This window comes from Oerskovia sp. Root918 (genome assembly GCF_001428945.1).
Classification (GTDB): domain Bacteria; phylum Actinomycetota; class Actinomycetes; order Actinomycetales; family Cellulomonadaceae; genus Oerskovia; species Oerskovia enterophila.
Genome location: NZ_LMJG01000018.1, coordinates 94,677 through 112,277, shown reverse-complemented (window position 1 = coordinate 112,277; position 17,601 = coordinate 94,677). Strand labels below are relative to the sequence as shown.

The window sequence follows — 17,601 nt, the reverse complement described above, 5'->3', positions numbered from 1 at the left end:
CAGGTCGTCGTGTGTCGTGGAATCGGCCTCGAGCCGACTCTCGTTCCTCGTCGAGGCGTGGGTGCGTCGAGCCGGGACTACCGGGCGTCGCGCCGCCGGCGTGCACGCTCGAGCTCGGCGGCATCCGACATCCACGGGCCGTGCTGGTCGAGCCCGGCGCAGCCGCCGCGGACGAAGGCGCTCACCACGGTCCGGTACCCGCTCATCCCGTCGACCAGACCGTACTCGACCCGGTACTCCGGTTCCGCCCCGCCGACACCCTTGCGCAGCGTCGTGACCCGGGCGATCGAGTCCGCGTAGAAGTGGAGCTGGATCCCTTCGCCCATCGTCTCGTCCTCGATGGTGAACACCTCGTTGTCCGAGGCCGACCGATCAGCGACGAACTCCCAGAACTCCGCGTCGGCAGTGCGTGGGCCACCCTGCTGCCACCGCTTCTCGACCTCCTTGTCGTCCGTGAACGTCAGCCTCGTCCTTCTCGCGCCGGCATGGTCGCCCAGCACCACGGCTTCGTCCTCCACGGGCAGGTCCCGTGTGCGGTCCGCGACCTCCGAGCACATCAGGAAGCTCACGGTGCGTACCGCGTCGTCGACGAGCTCAGGGTGTGCGCCCCGCACCGCGGCCTCGACCGCCTCCGCCACGCGGTCCCACTCGCGCTTGTCCGTGGCACGCCTTCCCCGTCGCGGGTCGAGGCCGATCCGCATCCCGGAGCTCGCCTGCTCCGCGGTCGCGATCACGCGCATGACCTCGGAGAGCAGCGCAGGGTCGACGGCGTCCGGAAGGCGTCGCGGGATCGTCGCACCGTGCAGGTACTGTCCGGTGAAGCTCAGGATCGCGGCGTCGAGCGGGCCGAGGACCACCCCACGCCCGGCTCGACGACGGTCCGCCGAGTACGCCTGCGCTCGTCTCCCGTCGGGCGTCTCCGACGCCTCGCGCATCGAAGCGCAGACCTGACCGCGCTCGAGCAGATCGATGTGGGCCCCGTGCGCGACGAGCCGGCTCCTGTCCCACGGGATGCGCTCGAACAGCGCGTCGACGTCGGCGGGCAGCGAGAGGAGGACCGGGTCCAGGAGCGCGACAGCGGCGTCCTCGTCGAGGCGCCCCCGGGTCCCGGCCGCGTCGCAGAACGGAAGGACCGCGCTCCACAGCAGCAGGTGTCTCGCCAGGTCCTCGCGGATCACCGCCAGATGGGCTTCCCCGATCGGGAACGTGAAGGTCCGCGGATCGTGGTTGGCGTCGGCCCCGGCAGCGAGCATCAACCTCAGCTCGCCGTCCTCCCGGATCACGGTCGGGATCCAACCGCTCGCGCGCGTGAAGACGACGTCCCTCATGACCACTTCTCGAGCTCGACGTCGAGGCGTTCGTCGGTACGCACCCAGACCTCACCTGCGGCGGCCCCGGCCGCGGCATCGACCCGCTGGAGCCCGAGGAACGTGATCAGTCCGAGCAGCTCGGCTCGATCTGCCGGGGCATCGTCGAGAGCGTGCGCATCGAAGAAGACGTAGAACTGGTCGCTCGGGTCGACGATGCCCGAGTCTCCCCAGATCCGAGCGACATTCTCGATCGCCTCGGCTTCGGTCGTGATCGCCGCGGCGCGGGCGGCACCGCGAGCCTCCGGTGACGCGTCGAGGTCGTCGAGCTCCGGGAGCCACTGGCCGAAGCGGTCCAGGCCGGCATACCCGTTCTCGAAGAACAGCATGGCGCTCGGCAGGTAGCGATGGGGCCCGTCGACCGTGAGGTGCTCGCTCCGGGCCCGTCCCGTCACCTCGCTCCGCGCGATCACACCTCGACCGGGCATGAGCACCAGGCGTTGGCCTGCCGGCTCGTCGTCGACGGTGTAGGTGTCGGACTCTCGACCTCTGAAGAACGCAGAGAACACGACGTAGGCCTCCTGCGGGTCACCCACGGAGACCTCGTGGTCGTTGCCGTCGCCGACGCCGAAGACGAACTGCTTCGGTCCCGGGTGGTACGGGCGGGCCATGGCTGTCCTCCGTCGTCGTTCGTGCGGTCCCCACCGCCGTCGTCGAGCCGGCGCCGGGCCGGGCCGGCGCCGACCTGGCCCGGCCCGGTCCGGGCTTCCGAGCGACTACACGTTGAAGCGGAACTCCACGACGTCGCCGTCGACCATGACGTAGTCCTTGCCCTCGATGCGGGCCTTGCCCGCCGCGCGGGCCGCCGCGACCGAACCGGTCTCGACGAGGTCGTCGAACGAGATGACCTCGGCCTTGATGAAGCCGCGCTCGAAGTCGGTGTGGATGACGCCCGCCGCCTGCGGCGCGGTCCAGCCCTTGCGGATGGTCCAGGCACGCGACTCCTTGGGCCCGGCGGTCAGGTAGGTCTGCAGGCCGAGCGTGTCGAAGCCGACGCGCGCGAGCTGGTCGAGCCCCGACTCCTCCTGGCCCGTCTCGGCGAGCATCTCGGCCGCTTCCTCGGGCTCGAGCTCGGCGAGCTCGGACTCGAACTTGGCGTCCAGGAAGATCGCCTGGGCCGGCGCGACGAGCGCGCGCAGCTCGTCCTTGCGGGCCTCGTCCACGAGCCCCGCGTCGTCGGTGTTGAAGACGTAGATGAAGGGCTTGGCCGTCATGAGCTGCAGGCTCGCGATCTCGGCCAGGTCCAGGCCCGCGGCAGCGGCGCCCTGGAACAGCGTGATCCCCTGCTCGAGCAGGGACTGCGCCTTCTGCGCGGCCGCGACCAGGACGGGGTCGCCCTTCTTGATCTTGACCTCCTTCTCGAGGCGCGGCAGCGCCTTCTCGAGGGTCTGGAGGTCGGCGAGGATCAGCTCGGTGCTGATGGTCTCGATGTCGTCAGCGGAGTCCGTGGACCCCTCGACGCGGATCACGTCGGGGTCGTCGAACGCACGGGTCACCTGGCAGATCGCGTCCGCCTCGCGGATGTTCGCAAGGAACTTGTTGCCGAGGCCCTCGCCCTCGCTCGCACCCTTGACGATGCCCGCGATGTCGACGAACGAGACCGTCGCGGGCAGGATGCGCTCGCTGCCGAAGATCTCCGCGAGCTTGTTCAGCCGGGGGTCCGGGAGGGACACCACACCGACGTTCGGCTCGATCGTCGCGAACGGGTAGTTCGCTGCGAGGACCTGGTTGCGCGTCAGGGCGTTGAAGAGGGTGGACTTGCCGACGTTGGGCAGGCCGACGATGCCGATTGTAAGAGCCACGGGGCCTGAGTCTACGGGAGCGGCGCACGGGCCCGCTCGCGCTCTCGGTGACCCGCTGCCCGACGGCGTCGCCCACCCGGGTGCGCGCGTGCAGGACGGCGCGTGCGCACCCGGGCGAGAGCCGGCGTCGGGCCTGCTACTTGTAGCTCATGACCTGCTGGAGCAGCTCCGGCCCCCGCTGGTCCACCAGACGGCCGCCCCAGCGCATGCCCAGCACCAGGAAGAGCCCACCCAGACCGATCCCGACGACCAGCGCGAGCCAGCCCCACACCGCGTCGCCCGTCAGGACGTTCGTGAGCGCCAGGCCCGCCGCCGGCAGCGACAGCGCGAGGAGCACGAGCATCGTGATCATCTGGGCGAACATGGTCGCCATCGCGGCCCCCTGGGGCGACTTGAAGGGGCTGTCCCCCGGCTTGGGCACCGGGTAGAGGAGCCGCGCCGAGACCACGCTCGACACGCCGAGCCCCGTCGCGAGCACGCCCAGGCTCAGCCCGACCGTGGCGACCAGGAGGTCCCACCGCCCCGTGAAGGCGACCGAGACGACCGCGAAGACCGTCACGACCGGGACCCCCAGCACGGCGGCCGCGAGCACACGACCCGCACGGTCCGCGAAGCCCGTGACCCCGGACGAGAGCTGCGTCCAGAACGCCGTGTGGTCGTAGGCGATGTCCGCCGAGATCGCGAACCCGAACGTGAACGCCGTGAGCGGCCCGAGCACGAGCATGAGCTCGCGGAACCCGTCACCGCCGTCGATCCCCATGCTCGAGCCGACGAACCACAGCAGGACCGGGAGCAGCGGGACGACCGCGATGGACCCGGAGTAGCGCGGGTCGCGGAACCAGTACGTGAGGCATCGCGCTGCGACGGCCCCGACCGGGGTCGCCGGGAAGCGGTCGAACCAGCCCAGGCCCTTGGACTTGCCCGCGCTCGCACCGCCGCGCGGGGCGACGAGCGCCTTGGCGAGCGCGCGGTCCCACACGACCCACGCGAGCGCCACGACGACCACGGCGATCGCGAGCCGGGCGAGTGCGAGGCCCCAGGCGCCGTCGGCGACCGCGGACGCGACGGCCCACGGCGCCCCGAACGGCGTCCAGCCCAGGACGGCCGCGATGACCGGCAGGACGTCCTGACCGCGGGCGATCGCCGCGGTCGCCCAGCCGATGAGGGGGCCGGCGAGCATGAGCGGCACGAACGCCGCGATCGACAGGACCTCGCGGTAGCGACGCGAGTCGAGCAGGGGCGCGAGCGCCGTCGTGGTCGCGCGCGAGCCCACGACGCACATCGCGACCGCGAGCAGCCCGCCCACGACCGCGGCGAGAGCCGCGACGGGAGAGCGCCACCACGCGAGCGTCGTGCCGAGAGAGACCAGGAGCGTCACGACGCCCGGGATGCCGACCAGGCCCGCGACCGCGAGGCCCGCGAGGAGCTGACGCTGGGGCACCGCGAACGTCACGAAGCGCTGCGGGTCGAGCGTGGCGTCCACGCCGAACGCGAACAGCGGCACGACCCACCACGCGATGACCACGACCGAGCCGACGATCGTCACGATCTGCCCAGCGGTCTCCGGGGCCGTGGTACCCAGGACCGCGAGCCCGATCAGCGCCATGGTCGCGATGCCGAGCCCGTAGAGGATCCCGAGGGCCAGGCCGATCGTCTGCCACACGCTCTTCTTGAGCGTGTTGCGCATGAGCGTGAGCTTGAGCCTTACGAGGTGCGCAACCACGACAGCCCCTCCGTGGTGTGACGGCCGCCGACGAGGTCGACGAAGCGGTCCTCGAGGCTCTGGCCCGCGCGGACCTCGTCCACGGTGCCCGCCGCGAGCACGTGCCCGCCCGCGATGACCGCGACGTGGTCGCACATGCGCTGGACCAGGTCCATGACGTGCGAGGAGACGATCACGGTGCCGCCGCTCGCGACGTACCCGTTGAGGATCTCGCGGATGTTGGCCGCGGAGACCGGGTCGACGGCCTCGAACGGCTCGTCGAGCACGAGCAGGCTCGGCGCGTGGATGAGGGCCGAGGCGAGCGCGATCTTCTTGGTCATGCCCGCCGAGTAGTCGACGACGAACGTGTTCGCGTCGGCAGCCAGGCCCAGGGCCTCGAGGAGGTCCGCGGTGCGTTCGGCGACCGTCTGCCGGTCCATGCCGCGCAGCAGGCCCGCGTAGGTGATGAGCTGGGCGCCCGTGAGGCGGTCGAACAGACGCACGCCGTCGGGCAGGATGCCGAGCATGCGCTTGCCCTCGAGCGGGTTGGCCCACAGGTCCAGGCCGTGCACGTGGACCGCGCCGAAGTCGGGGCGCAGCAGACCGGTGGCCATGGACAGCGCGGTCGTCTTGCCCGCGCCGTTGGGGCCGACGAGCCCGTAGAACGATCCGGCCGGGACGTCGAGGTCGATCCCGGCCACTGCGATCTTCTCGCCGAACTTCTTCCACAGCCCGCGCACCGAGAGCGCGGGGGCCGCGGGCCCCTGCGTCGACGGGGCCGGGGGCGCTGCAGGGGCGAGCACAGGTGCGGTCGGGGCGGACGCCTCGGGGTGTCCGGGAGCGCCATGCGCTCCCGTCGTCCCAGGGGTCGCGGGTGGAAACTGGTCGCGGGGCTCAGGATCGTGGGCCATACGGACAAACGTAGCGGAGCCGGGCCGCCGCTCCCCCTGTGAAATGTCACTACTTTCGAGGTGGGAGGCTCGTCCGCAGGCCCGACGGCGTCGCTCACCGGTCCTGTCGGTGGCACCTGGCAGAGTGCGGGCATGGACAACGCCTTGCCGTGGTTGATGCTCGTCGTCGGGCTCCTCGTGGGTGCCCTCCTGGGGTGGTTCGCGCGGCGGTCCGCGCCCGACTCGGGACGGGAGGAGATCGGTCGGCTCACAGGCCTGCTGTCCCAGGCGCAGCAGGAGGCCGCGCGCGGCGCCGGGCTCGCCGAGCGCCTCGCGGCCGAGCGCGAAGGGTTCGAGCGCCAGCTCCGCACCGAGCGCGAGGGGTTCGGACGTCACCTCGCGGGCGTCGAGCGAGCAGCGGACGAACGGTTCGACATCGAGCGCGCCAACCACGAACGGGCGATCGAGGAGCTGCGCGCGGGCTCGGAGAAGAGGCTCGGCGAGATCCGCGGCGACCAGGCCCGCCTCGAGGCGCAGTTCGAGGTCCTGGCCCGCAAGGCCCTCGCGACCAGCAGCGAGCAGTTCCTCACCCAGGCCGAGGAACGCTTCAAGCGCAGCCAGCAGGTCGGCGAGTCCGAGCTGGCCAAGCGTGAGCAGGCCGTCCAGCAGCTCGTCGAACCCCTGAGCAAGGCCCTCGACCAGGTCAAGGCCGAGGTCACGGCCGCCGAGCAGGCCCGTCGGGAGGCGCACGGCACGCTCACGGAGCAGGTGCGCAGCATGCGCCTCGACTCCGAGGCCCTGCGCTCGGAGACGGCCCAGCTCGTCACGGCCCTGCGGTCCTCGCAGGTGCGCGGGGCGTGGGGTGAGCTCCAGCTGCGCCGCGTGGTCGAGGCCGCGGGCATGATCCCGCACGTCGACTTCATGGAGCAGGACCAGGTCAGCACCGACGACGGCGCGCTACGCCCGGACATGGTGATCAAGCTCGCGGGCGGCAAGAACGTCGTGGTCGACGCCAAGGTCGCGTTCCTCGGCTACCTCGACGCCCAGCAGACCGCCGACCCTCGGGTGCGTGCAGAACGCCTGGCCGCGCACGCCCGCCACTTCCGCAAGCACATCGACGACCTGGCGGGCAAGCGGTACTGGGACCAGTTCAGCCCCGCCCCGGAGTTCGTGGTCATGTTCGTCCCCGCCGAGTCGTTCCTGTCGGCCGCGGTCGAGCAGGACCCCTCGATCCTCGAGTACGCGGTCGCCAAGAACGTCATCATCGCGGCCCCCATGACCATGATCGCGCTGCTGCGGACCGTCGCGTACGCGTGGCGCCAGGACGCCCTCGCGGCCAACGCCCAGCAGGTGCTCACGCTCGGCAAGGAGCTGCACGGTCGCCTCGCCGTCATGGGCAGCCACCTGGCCAAGCTGGGACGGTCCATCCAGGGCGCCGCCGAGTCGTACAACAAGACGGTCGCGTCGCTCGAGACCCGCGTCCTCGTCAGCGCCCGCCGGTTCGCCGACCTCAACGTCGTGGACGAGGACCTCGAGACCCCCGCCCCGGCCAACCCGCAGCTGAGCGCCGTGAGCGCCCCCGAGCTCCTCGCCTCGGTCAACGAGTCGGTCGTCGCGCTCGACGAGCTGAGCGGCCCCTCGGGTACGGGCGCGGAAAACGGCCCGCGCAGCGACAGCGGGACCGGCGTCCTCGACGCGGGCATGCTCGGGACGATCAACGGGCCCGGGCGGCACGAGCGCGACCGCGGGGCCGACGCGTCCTGACCCGCAGCGCGACCCGGGACACCGCGAGGCGAGCGTCCCGTGCCGTCGGCCTCCGCATGCCGTGAGCGGCACGAGCGGTGAAGCGTCGCAGGGTGGGCGGCACGGTGCCGGACGCACCCCGGTGAGCGGCGCCGTCGGGCCGGACGACGAAGGCCCGCCCCCGGCATCGGGGGGCGGGCCTTCGTGCGGCTGCTGCGTGCGGCCGGAGCCTCGACGGGTCAGACGGGCTCGACCGAGAGCGACGTACGGTTCTCGCGGCGCGGGCGCGCAGGCGCGTTGCCCGCGGCCTTGAGGTCCGCGCGCAGCTCCTTGGGGAGGGAGAACATGAGGTCCTCGGTCGCGGTGCGCACCTCCTGGACGTCGCCGTAGCCGCGCTCGGCCAGGTACGCCAGCACGTCGTTGACGAGGATCTCCGGGACCGAGGCCCCCGACGTCACACCGACCGTCGTCACGCCCTCGAGCCAGGACTCGTCCATCTCCTGCGCGCGGTCGATGCGGTACGACGCGTCCGCGCCGGCGCCCAGGGCGACCTCGACCAGTCGCACCGAGTTCGACGAGTTGGCCGAACCGACCACGATCACGAGCTCGCACTCGGGGGCGAGCTTCTTCACCGCGACCTGACGGTTCTGCGTCGCGTAGCAGATGTCGTCCGACGGCGGGTTCTGGAGCGTCGGGAAACGCTCGCGCAGGCGGTCGACGGTCTCCATGGTCTCGTCGACCGACAGCGTCGTCTGCGAGATCCAGACGACCTTCTCCGGGTCGCGGACCGTGACGTTCGCGGCGTCGTCGGGCGAGTTGACGACCTGGACGTGGTCCGGCGCCTCGCCGGCCGTCCCCTCGACCTCCTCGTGCCCCTCGTGACCGATCAGCAGGATGTCGTAGTCGTCCGCCGCGAAGCGCACGGCCTCCTTGTGCACCTTGGTGACCAGGGGGCACGTCGCGTCGATCGTCTGGAGGTTGCGCTGGGCGGCGGCCTCGTGGACGGCGGGCGAGACCCCGTGGGCCGAGAACACGACGCGCGCGCCCTCGGGTACCTCGTCGGTCTCGTCGACGAAGACCGCGCCCTTGTCGCTCAGCGACTCGACGACATACTTGTTGTGGACGATCTCCTTGCGGACGTACACGGGGGCGCCGTAGTGCTCGAGCGCCTTCTCGACCGCGATCACGGCGCGGTCGACTCCCGCGCAGTAGCCGCGGGGGGCGGCGAGGAGGACACGCTTACCAGTCGGGGAAGTCACCCCACGAGTCTAGGCGACGGGCCCCCGGGGCCGGGCCGTGCGGGTGGGTCGGCGTGCGGTCCGGGCCAGGTCCTGGCAGCAACTCCACAGGATCCCCACGGGTCGGCGCGCACACGGTGGCCCTGTCAGTCCCATGAGGCAGTCTTGACCCGTGACCGACCGACCCGCCGACACCGCCGACCCCACGAGCCCCGCCCCGCCGCCCGCGCTCCCCGCCCGGGCCCTCGACACGACCGCGGAGAACCCGTGGCCCGTCCGGCTGCTGTCGAGCAAGATCACGGCCTACATCGACAAGATGGCCCCCGTCTGGGTCGAGGGGCAGGTCGTCCAGCTCAACCGTCGCCCCGGTGCCTCCATGGCCTTCCTGACCCTGCGGGACACCGACGCCGACATGTCGCTCCCGGTCGCCGCCCTCGCCAAGGTCTTCGAGGCCGCGAGCACGCCGCTCACCGAGGGCGCGCACGTCGTCGTCCACGCCAAGCCCGTCTTCTGGCCCAAGCGCGGGTCGTTCCAGCTCCAGGCGAGCGAGGTGCGCACGGTCGGGATCGGCGAGCTGCTGGCCCGCATCGAGCACCTCAAGCGGGTCCTGGCCGCCGAGGGCCTGTTCGACGCGGCCCGCAAGGTCCCGCTGCCCTTCCTCCCGGCGGTCGTCGGCCTGGTGTGCGGCCGCGAGTCCAAGGCCGAGCACGACGTCGTGGTCAACGCCCGCGCCCGCTGGCCCCAGGTGCGCTTCGAGATCCGCGAGGTCGCGGTCCAGGGCACGGGCGCCGTCGCGCAGGTGAGCGCCGCGATCGCCGAGCTCGACGCGCGCCCCGACGTCGACGTGATCGTGGTCGCGCGCGGCGGCGGCGCGGTCGAGGACCTCCTGCCGTTCAGCAACGAGGCCCTGGTCCGGGCCGCGGCGGCCTGCCGCACCCCGCTCGTGAGCGCGATCGGCCACGAGACCGACACCCCGCTCCTGGACCTCGTCGCCGACTACCGCGCCTCGACCCCCACGGACGCCGCCAAGCGCATCGTGCCGGACGTGGGCGAGGAGCGTGCGCGCGTCCTGCAGGCCCGGTCCCGGATCCGCGCCGCGATCACGCACCAGCTCCAGCGCGAGCAGTCCCGTCTGGACAGCGCACGCTCGCGCCCGGTGCTCGCGGCCCCCGAGACCATGATCTCGACGCGCGAGCAGCAGGTCCTCACCGCGAGGGACCGGGCCCGGCGCTCGCTCGACGCGATCCTGCTGCGCGCGCACGGCGAGGTCGACCGGCTCGCGGCCCAGGTGCGCGCCCTGTCCCCCGCCTCGACGCTCGAGCGGGGCTACGCCGTCGTGCACGGACCGGACGGGGCGATCGTCCGCTCCCCCGACGACGTGAGCCCGGGCGACGCGCTGCACGTCCGTCTCGCCCAGGGCGCGATCGACGCCACCGTGCGCTGAGACCGTCCGGCCACCAGCACCACCCCGCCCCACCAGACCAGCCCAGCCCAGGAAGGCCCACCACCATGACCACCACCCCTCCCCACGCCGACGTCGCGGACCTCACCTACGAGCAGGCCCGCGACGAGCTGGTCCAGGTCGTGTCGCGCCTCGAGGCCGGCGGCGAGCCGCTCGAGGCCTCGCTCGCGCTGTGGGAGCGAGGCGAGGCCCTCGCGGCCCGCTGCCAGGAGTGGCTCGACGGCGCCCGCGAGCGCCTCGCGTCGGCACGCGCTGCAGACGCCCCGTCCGCGACGGGCGGGGCCTCCGAGGCGACCGAGGACGACTGACCGGTACCGCTCAGGCGCTGGCCTTCTGCGCCTGAGCGTCGGCCTGCGCCTGAGCCCGCTCGAGCGAGGCGCGCCGGTCCTCCTCGTTCTCGCGGTCGAGCCGGTCCACCTCGTCCTGGTCGTGCGTGAGGTTCTCCCCCGTCTCGGGGTCGAAGACCATCATCTTGTCGGGGTCGAACCAGAGCTCGGTCGTGTCACCGTCCCGCACGCGCGACGCCGAGTCGAGCGCGACGACGAACTGGGTGCGCAGGCCCTCCCCGTCGAGCTCGCGGTCGAGCTCCTCGAGCTGCTCGGCGACCGACGCGTGCATCTCGAACGGCACGTAGGCGTAGAGCTCGGCGCCGAGCCACTCCGTCACGTCGATCTGCGCGTCGAACGTCCGCCCCCGGTCCTTCTTGGTCGGGTCGACCAACCGCGCGTCCTCGAAGTGCTCGGGGCGCAGCCCCACGATCACGAGCTCGCGGCCACCGACGGCGCTCACGATCCGCTCGGGCATGTCGAACGTCCCGAACGGCAGCTCCATGCTGTCCCCCGAGACCTGCCCCGGGAGGAAGTTCATGGGCGGCGACCCGATGAACCCCGCGACGAACAGGTTGACGGGCTGCTCGTACAGGGCCCGCGGGCTCGCGAGCTGCTGCAGCTCCCCCTTGCGCAGGACCGCGACACGGTCGCCGAGCGTCATGGCCTCGGTCTGGTCGTGGGTCACGTACACGGTCGTGGTCGCGAGGCGGCGCTGGAGCCGGGCGATCTCGGTGCGCATCTGCCCGCGCAGCTTGGCGTCCAGGTTGGACAGCGGCTCGTCGAACAGGAACGCCTTGGCGTCCCGCACGATCGCGCGCCCCATCGCGACACGCTGTCGTTGCCCACCCGAGAGGTTCGCGGGCTTGCGGTCCAGGTGCTCGCGCAGCTCGAGCAGGTCCGCGGCGTGCTCGACCTTCTCGCGGATCTCGGCGTCGGTGAACTTCCCCTTGGTCAGGCGCAGCGGGAACGCGATGTTCTCCCCGACGGTCAGGTGCGGGTAGAGCGCGTAGTTCTGGAACACCATCGCGAGGTCGCGGTCGCGGGGCGCCTTCTCGTTGACGCGCTGACCGTCGATCATCAGGTCTCCCGAGGTGATGTCCTCGAGGCCGACGATCATGCGCAGCAGCGTCGACTTCCCGCAGCCCGACGGGCCGACGAGGATCACGAACTCCCCGTCGGCGATGTCGATGCTCACCCCGTTCACGGCGGGGAAACCGTCGCCGTACTTCTTGACGATGTCCTTGAGGGTGATCGACGCCATCAGGTCTCTCCTCGGTCGGGGGTCGGGCAGCGAAGGGTTCGGGGGCGGGACGGGGTCTCAGGCGGGTGCCCGACGGCGCCGCGCACCGCCGGGAGAGATCGCACCCGCGCGCGGCGCGCCGTGCGCAGGGTGCGGCGACCTCTCGGGGCGAGCGGCGCCGTCGGGCCGGTGGCTCTGCTCATCCCTTGACCGCCCCCTGCGTGAGGCCCGAGACGATCTGGCGCTGGAACAGCACCACGAGGATCACCACGGGGATCGTCACGACCACGGCAGCAGCCGAGATCGCGCCCGTCGGCTCCTCGAAGTACGACGCCCCCGTGAAGAACGCGAGGGCAGCGGGCACCGGACGGGCCGCGCTCGTCGACGTCAAGGAGATGCCGTAGATGAAGTCGTTCCACGCGATGAAGAACGCGATGAGCGCCGTGGTGAACACGCCGGGCGCCGCGAGCGGCACGATGACCTTGCGGAACGCCTGCCAGGGCGTCGCGCCGTCGACCTGCGCGGCCTGCTCGAGCTCCCACGGGATCTGGCGGAAGAACGCCGCGAGCGTCCAGATGGCGATCGGGAGCGTGAGCGACAGGTACGGGATGATGAGCCCGAGCCACGTGTCGTACAACCCGATGTTGCGCCACAGGTTGAACAGCGGTGTGACGATCGAGACCACGGGGAAGATCGACACCCCGAGCGCGGTCGTGAGGATCAGCCGCTTGCCCGGGAAGTCGAGGCGCGCGATCGCGTACGCGGCGAGGGTCGCGAGGACCACCGCGATGGCCGTCGCGATGAGCGAGATGCCCACCGAGTTCCGCAGGGCCGACAGGAAGAGCTCCTGCGCGGACCCGCTCGAGGCCAGGATCTGCCCGTAGTTGTCGGTGCTCCACTGCGGGGGCAGGAACGTGCCCGAGTTGATGTCGCTCGGACCCTTGAAGCTCGTCATGAGGATCGAGACGACCGGGAACAGGGCTCCGACGAGGACGACGACCGTGATGACGGCCCACCACACGCGGGCCCGGGTGCTCAGGACGCTGCCCATCATCGCTCCCCTCTCGCGCCGGCCAGATCCACCTTGAAGAGCTTGATCGCGACGAAGCAGATCCCGATCACGCACAGGAACAGCAGGACCGAGATGGCCGAGCCCATGCCGATCTGGAGCTGACCGATCGAGGTTCGGTAGGCCAGCAGGGACAGGACCTCGGTGTTGTTCGCCCCGTTGGTCATGATGAAGACGTTGTCGAAGATGCGGAACGCGTCGAGCGCGCGGAACAGCACGGCGACCATGATGGCGGCCTTCATGTTGGGCACGATCACGCGCGAGAAGCGCTGCCAGGCTGTCGCCCCGTCCACCTTCGCGGCCTCTTCGAGGTCTCCCGGGACCTGGGCGAGGCCCGCGAGCAGCAGGAGCGAGATGAACGGCGTGGTCTTCCAGACCTCGGACGCGATGATGACGAACAGGCTCGTGCCCTGGTGCGCGAACCAGTTGAGGTCGGGGCCGATCCCGGGCACCCAGTCGAACCAGCTGTTGACGTACCCCGAGGTGATGTCGAACGCGTAGAACCACGCGAACGCCGAGACCACCGTGATGATCCCGTAGGGCACGAGGATCGCGGTGCGCAGCAGCCCACGGAGCCGCCTGATCGCGCGGTGCATGACCAGCGCGAGCGCGAAGCCCAGGACGAGCTCGACCACCACGGAGACGACCATGATGAAGAACGTCACCGCGAAGTCGCGCCACCACACGGGGTCGGTGAGGATCACGACGTAGTTGCCGAGGCCCACGAACGAGCGGTCGTCGGGGGCCGTGAGCTTGTAGTTGAACAGCGAGTCGTAGAAGGCCTGGAGGATCGGGTAGAGCGTCACGGCCAGCATCACGACGAACGCGGGTCCGGCGAGGTACCACCCGAGGCGGGCCTCGGCCCGGGCCCGGTCGCTGCGCGCGGCCCTGGCCTTCTTGTCGGGTCCGCGGTCCGCGCCGGGCGCGGGGTCCGGCGTGGGCCGGGCCGGGTGGGCGCCCCGGGTCTCGGTGCTCACAGGAGTCGCTCCCCTCGCAGGACGGCGGTGATGAAGTCGGTCGACTTCACGGGGGTCCCGTCCTCGGTCACGCTCGACGGCGGGTACCAGGTCTGCTGGAGACCTGTCGAGACCTCGTTGTAGAACGGGGTCTGCGGCCGGGGTGCGGCCTGCTCGAGCGACTGCCGGATCACGTCGTACATGGGATAGGCCTCCTGCACGGCCGGGTCGTCGTAGGCCGTCGTGCTGGCCGCCGGGTTGCCGTCCGACACGAAGTACGCGGCCTGGTTCTCGGGGGTCACGATGCACTGCGCGGCCTCGTAGGCGAGGTCGGTGTGGTCGCTGAAGGCCCCGACGCCCAGGCTGATGCCGCCGTAGGGCGGACGCGTGTCCTTGCCCTCGACGGTCTGCGGGTAGAGCGTCCAGCCGATGTCGTCGAGCAGCGACTGGTCGAGCGAGCCCGCCTCGACGCCGCCCTGCGTCGAGGACCAGACGAACGGCCAGTTGACCATGAACGAGCCCTTGTCCCCCTGGAAGAGCGTGAGCGAGGCCGACTCGTCGGCGCTCGGCAGGCCCGGTCCGCCGACGCCCGACGTCCCGATCTCACCGATGATGCGGGCCGCGTCACGACCCGCGTCGGTCTCGAGCCCGAGCTTCAGCTCGTCCGCGGGGGCCTCGGGGTTCTCGAGGATCTGACCGCCCGCCGACGCGACGAGGGCGTTGATCCACACGGTCAGCGACTCGGCCTTGGCGCCCTGGACCGCGAGGTACTTGTCCTGGGACTGCGCGGCGTCGATGAGCTGGTCCCAGGTCACGGGCTGAGCGAGGTCGAGCCCCGCGGCCTCGGCGACCGACTTGCGGTACCAGAGGAGCTGGGTGTTGGCCCAGAACGGGATCGCGACGAGCTCTCCCTTCCACGTCGAGCCGTCGATCGCGCCCTGCACGACGTCTTTGGTCGCGGCCGTCGCGACGTCCTCCGGCACGGGGGCGAGGAAGCCCGCCTCGGCGAGCTCGGGGATGAACGGCGGGTCGAGGCTCATCAGGTCGATCGACGAGTCCTTCGCGGCGAGGCGCCGCGCGAGCTGCTCGCGCTGGGCGGCGGCGTCACGCGGCAGGAGGGACGTCTCGATCGTGTAGGCGCCCCCTGCCGCCTCGGTGCAGGACGCCGCGATCGCGGCCTGTCCTCCGTTGTCCGGGTTGATGTACCAGGTGAGCACGGGCGGGCCGGAGCCCTCTCCCGTGCTGCACGCGGCGAGCGGCACGACGGTCGCGACAGCGAGTGCCGCGGCGAGTGCCCGGATGCGTCGGTGCACGGTCTCCCCTTCGTCCAACGGGCGCTGCGCCGTGCCCGTTCTCGGTTGGTTCACTCCTCCCAGGGCTACACCGTTCCCGGACGACTCGCCACAGGAGGGACATTCCGATGGGCCGTCGAGCCGCTCGTCCGAGGGCCCGACGGCGCCGCTCGCCCGCGCGGCCGGGTCGCCGTGTCCACGGCGAGGGTCGGATCGTGAACACCGCCGACGGGACGGGCCCCCATGAGCGAGCATGGAGGTTGTGACCACGACTGAGACGACCGAGCAGACCCCACCCGCGCTGACCCCCGCCAAGGCCTGGGCCATGCTCCGCGACGGGAACGGGCGCTTCGTCCGCGACGAGATGGAGCACCCCTCGCAGGGTGCCGCTCGGCGGGCGGAGCTCAGCGTCGCGCAGCACCCGCACACCGTGATCTTCGGCTGCGCCGACTCGCGTGTCGCCGCCGAGATCATCTTCGACCAGGGACTGGGCGACGTGTTCGTCGTGCGGACCGCGGGTCACGTCCTGGACACGACCGTGATCGGGTCGATCGAGTACGGGGTCAACATCCTGGGCACGCCGCTCGTGGTCGTGCTCGGCCACGACAGCTGTGGCGCGATCGCCGCCGCGGCCCACACGCTCGCGACCGGCGAGCAGGCCGACGGGTTCGTCCGTGCGGTCGTGGACCGGGTCATCCCCTCGATCGTCAACATCACGAGCAGCACGGGCAGCCTCGCGACCCTCGACCCGGACACGCTGCGCCGCGAGCACGTGCGCCACACGGTCGACATGCTCCACGGCTACTCGGCAGCCCTGGCTGACGCCGTGGCCGAGGGTCGGCTCGCGATCGTCGGCGTCGAGTACACGCTCGCGGACGGCCGCGCCCGGCTCGTCGAGGTCGTGGGCGACGTCGAGGACACGCCGGACGTCTGAGCGCCCGACTCCCGCACCGGAACCGGCCCGCGCGGGTGACGTGCAGCACGCACCCACCCCGCGGCCGGGTTCGAGATCATCCGCGCTCGTGCGGCACCATTAGCCCCATGACTTCTGCCGACGCTTCCGACTACCGCATCGAGCACGACACCATGGGTGAGGTCCGCGTCCCCGCGGCCGCCCTCTACCGCGCGCAGACGCAGCGCGCCGTGGAGAACTTCCCGCTGTCGGGCACTCCTCTCGAGCGCAGCCACATCGAGGCCCTCGCTCGTGTCAAGAAGGCCGCCGCGCGCGCCAACGCCGAGCTGGGGGTGCTCGACGAGGACGTCGCGGCCGCCATCGTGGCCGCCGCCGACGAGGTCGCCTCGGGCGCGCACGACGCCCACTTCCCGATCGACATCTTCCAGACGGGCTCCGGCACGTCGTCGAACATGAACACCAACGAGGTCCTCGCGACGCTCGCCACGCGCTCGCTGGGCCGCGAGGTCCACCCGAACGACCACGTCAACGCCTCGCAGTCGTCCAACGACGTCTTCCCGACGTCGGTGCACCTGGCCGCGACCGCGGGCGTCGTGCACGACCTGATCCCGGCCCTGACGCACCTCGCGGAGGCCCTCGAGGCCAAGGCGACCGAGTTCGCGACGGTCGTCAAGTCGGGCCGCACGCACCTCATGGACGCGACCCCGGTCACGCTCGGCCAGGAGTTCGGCGGGTACGCGGCAGCCATGCGCTACGGGATCGAGCGCCTCGAGTCGGCGCTCCCCCGTGCGGCCGAGGTCCCCCTGGGCGGCACGGCCGTCGGCACGGGCATCAACACGCCGGCCGGCTTCCCGCAGCGCGTCATCGCGCTGCTGGTCGAGGACACGGGCCTGCCGCTGACCGAGGCGCGCGACCACTTCGAGGCGCAGAGCTCGCGCGACGGGCTCGTCGAGCTCTCGGGCGCGCTGCGCACCATCGCGGTCTCGATCACCAAGATCTGCAACGACCTGCGCTGGATGGGCTCGGGCCCCAACACGGGCCTCGGCGAGATCTTCATCCCCGACCTGCAGCCGGGTTCGTCGATCATGCCGGGCAAGGTCAACCCCGTCGTCCCGGAGGCCGTCCTCATGATCGCCGCGCGCGTGATCGGCAACGACGCGACCGTGGCGTGGGCCGGCGCGAGCGGCTCGTTCGAGCTCAACGTGCAGATCCCGGTCATCGCGCTGGGCGTGCTCGAGTCGATCCGCCTGCTCTCGAACGCGTCGGTCGTCCTCGCGGACAAGACCGTCACGGGCATCACGGCCAACGTCGAGCGTGCGCGCGCGCTCGCGGAGTCCTCGCCGTCGATCGTCACGCCGCTCAACCGCGTGATCGGCTACGAGGCGGCGGCCAAGGTCGCCAAGCACTCGGTCAAGCAGGGCATCACGGTCCGCGAGGCAGTGATCGACCTGGGCTTCGTCGAGCGCGGCGAGGTCACCGAGGCGCAGCTCGACACGGCGCTCGACGTCCTGTCGATGACGCGCCCGCCGCAGGCGTGACCCTCCAGAACGACTGAGGCAGCGGCGCCCTCGGGACGCGTGCCTCGGCGAGGACGACGG

Annotated in this window: 15 protein-coding genes; 5 read left to right on the top strand and 10 right to left on the bottom strand. The window is 71.5% G+C overall.

The genetic code is table 11. From position 1 onward, the window contains the following. Positions 1-77: 77 nt before the first annotated feature. The 5 genes from ASE27_RS19470 to ASE27_RS19450 form a co-directional block, all read right to left on the bottom strand. Complete coding sequence (locus tag ASE27_RS19470) at positions 78-1,328, bottom strand: DUF6357 family protein (protein ID WP_056654602.1); 1,251 nt, start codon at positions 1,326-1,328, stop codon at positions 78-80. After that, on the bottom strand, positions 1,325-1,978 hold the full coding sequence (locus ASE27_RS19465; protein WP_056654565.1) for a hypothetical protein: 654 nt from the start codon (positions 1,976-1,978) through the stop codon (positions 1,325-1,327). The genes ASE27_RS19470 and ASE27_RS19465 overlap by 4 nt, the downstream gene beginning before the upstream one ends. A 105-nt stretch (positions 1,979-2,083) precedes the next feature. After that, positions 2,084-3,169, bottom strand: a complete 1,086-nt coding sequence (ychF, locus tag ASE27_RS19460) for a redox-regulated ATPase YchF (RefSeq protein WP_030152107.1) — start codon at positions 3,167-3,169, stop codon at positions 2,084-2,086. A 136-nt stretch (positions 3,170-3,305) separates the two neighbouring features. Then, positions 3,306-4,892: a hypothetical protein gene (locus tag ASE27_RS19455; RefSeq protein ID WP_056654563.1), complete on the bottom strand. Its 1,587-nt coding sequence runs from the start codon at positions 4,890-4,892 to the stop codon at positions 3,306-3,308. Further along, positions 4,874-5,782 carry an ABC transporter ATP-binding protein gene (locus ASE27_RS19450; RefSeq protein WP_082609171.1) on the bottom strand — a complete coding sequence of 303 codons (909 nt, stop codon included), beginning with the start codon at positions 5,780-5,782 and terminating at the stop codon, positions 4,874-4,876. Before ASE27_RS19450 ends, ASE27_RS19455 begins: the two co-directional genes overlap by 19 nt. A gap of 132 nt (positions 5,783-5,914) precedes the next feature. Here ASE27_RS19450 and rmuC point away from each other — a divergent pair, with 132 nt between their 5' ends. Beyond that, positions 5,915-7,525: a DNA recombination protein RmuC gene (gene rmuC, locus ASE27_RS19445; protein ID WP_235534606.1), complete on the top strand. Its 1,611-nt coding sequence runs from the start codon at positions 5,915-5,917 to the stop codon at positions 7,523-7,525. 218 nt (positions 7,526-7,743) lie between these two features. On the opposite strand, the gene ASE27_RS19440 is transcribed toward rmuC, so the two are convergent. Further along, the gene (locus tag ASE27_RS19440; RefSeq protein WP_056654561.1) at positions 7,744-8,763 is read right to left on the bottom strand and encodes a 4-hydroxy-3-methylbut-2-enyl diphosphate reductase; all 1,020 of its coding nucleotides are present in this window, start codon (positions 8,761-8,763) and stop codon (positions 7,744-7,746) included. A 151-nt stretch (positions 8,764-8,914) separates the two neighbouring features. Between ASE27_RS19440 and xseA the strand changes: the two genes are divergently transcribed. Both xseA and ASE27_RS19430 read left to right on the top strand, forming a co-directional pair. After that, positions 8,915-10,186, top strand: coding sequence for an exodeoxyribonuclease VII large subunit (xseA, locus tag ASE27_RS19435; protein ID WP_056654560.1), 1,272 nt, complete (start codon positions 8,915-8,917; stop codon positions 10,184-10,186). Between the two features lie 65 nt (positions 10,187-10,251). Next, the gene (locus ASE27_RS19430) at positions 10,252-10,512 is read left to right on the top strand and encodes an exodeoxyribonuclease VII small subunit (protein ID WP_056654559.1); all 261 of its coding nucleotides are present in this window, start codon (positions 10,252-10,254) and stop codon (positions 10,510-10,512) included. Between the two features lie 10 nt (positions 10,513-10,522). On the opposite strand, the gene ASE27_RS19425 is transcribed toward ASE27_RS19430, so the two are convergent. The 4 genes from ASE27_RS19425 to ASE27_RS19410 form a co-directional block, all read right to left on the bottom strand. Further along, complete coding sequence (locus ASE27_RS19425; protein ID WP_056654557.1) at positions 10,523-11,794, bottom strand: ABC transporter ATP-binding protein; 1,272 nt, start codon at positions 11,792-11,794, stop codon at positions 10,523-10,525. A 178-nt stretch (positions 11,795-11,972) separates the two neighbouring features. Continuing rightward, on the bottom strand, positions 11,973-12,827 hold the full coding sequence (locus ASE27_RS19420) for a carbohydrate ABC transporter permease (RefSeq protein WP_056654552.1): 855 nt from the start codon (positions 12,825-12,827) through the stop codon (positions 11,973-11,975). Beyond that, positions 12,824-13,819 carry a carbohydrate ABC transporter permease gene (locus ASE27_RS19415; RefSeq protein ID WP_082609169.1) on the bottom strand — a complete coding sequence of 332 codons (996 nt, stop codon included), beginning with the start codon at positions 13,817-13,819 and terminating at the stop codon, positions 12,824-12,826. Before ASE27_RS19415 ends, ASE27_RS19420 begins: the two co-directional genes overlap by 4 nt. Then, positions 13,816-15,111, bottom strand: a complete 1,296-nt coding sequence (locus ASE27_RS19410; protein ID WP_056654550.1) for an extracellular solute-binding protein — start codon at positions 15,109-15,111, stop codon at positions 13,816-13,818. The genes ASE27_RS19415 and ASE27_RS19410 overlap by 4 nt, the downstream gene beginning before the upstream one ends. 232 nt (positions 15,112-15,343) lie before the next feature. Between ASE27_RS19410 and ASE27_RS19405 the strand changes: the two genes are divergently transcribed. Both ASE27_RS19405 and ASE27_RS19400 read left to right on the top strand, forming a co-directional pair. Beyond that, positions 15,344-16,024, top strand: coding sequence for a carbonic anhydrase (locus tag ASE27_RS19405; RefSeq protein ID WP_056654548.1), 681 nt, complete (start codon positions 15,344-15,346; stop codon positions 16,022-16,024). Between the two features lie 107 nt (positions 16,025-16,131). Next, positions 16,132-17,541: an aspartate ammonia-lyase gene (locus ASE27_RS19400; protein WP_056654545.1), complete on the top strand. Its 1,410-nt coding sequence runs from the start codon at positions 16,132-16,134 to the stop codon at positions 17,539-17,541. The last annotated feature ends 60 nt before the right edge of the window (positions 17,542-17,601 follow it).

What these genes read in the sequence shown, in the direction of transcription:
- ASE27_RS19470 (WP_056654602.1), bottom strand. Translation starts at nt 1,328, where the DNA reads ATGAGGGACGTCGTCTTCACGCGCGCGAGCGGTTGGATCCCGACCGTG.
- ASE27_RS19465 (WP_056654565.1), bottom strand. Translation starts at nt 1,978, where the DNA reads ATGGCCCGCCCGTACCACCCGGGACCGAAGCAGTTCGTCTTCGGCGTC.
- ASE27_RS19450 (WP_082609171.1), bottom strand. Translation starts at nt 5,782, where the DNA reads ATGGCCCACGATCCTGAGCCCCGCGACCAGTTTCCACCCGCGACCCCT.
- rmuC (WP_235534606.1), top strand. Translation starts at nt 5,915, where the DNA reads ATGGACAACGCCTTGCCGTGGTTGATGCTCGTCGTCGGGCTCCTCGTG.
- ASE27_RS19430 (WP_056654559.1), top strand. Translation starts at nt 10,252, where the DNA reads ATGACCACCACCCCTCCCCACGCCGACGTCGCGGACCTCACCTACGAG.
- ASE27_RS19425 (WP_056654557.1), bottom strand. Translation starts at nt 11,794, where the DNA reads ATGGCGTCGATCACCCTCAAGGACATCGTCAAGAAGTACGGCGACGGT.
- ASE27_RS19420 (WP_056654552.1), bottom strand. Translation starts at nt 12,827, where the DNA reads ATGATGGGCAGCGTCCTGAGCACCCGGGCCCGCGTGTGGTGGGCCGTC.
- ASE27_RS19405 (WP_056654548.1), top strand. Translation starts at nt 15,344, where the DNA reads ATGGAGGTTGTGACCACGACTGAGACGACCGAGCAGACCCCACCCGCG.
- ASE27_RS19400 (WP_056654545.1), top strand. Translation starts at nt 16,132, where the DNA reads ATGACTTCTGCCGACGCTTCCGACTACCGCATCGAGCACGACACCATG.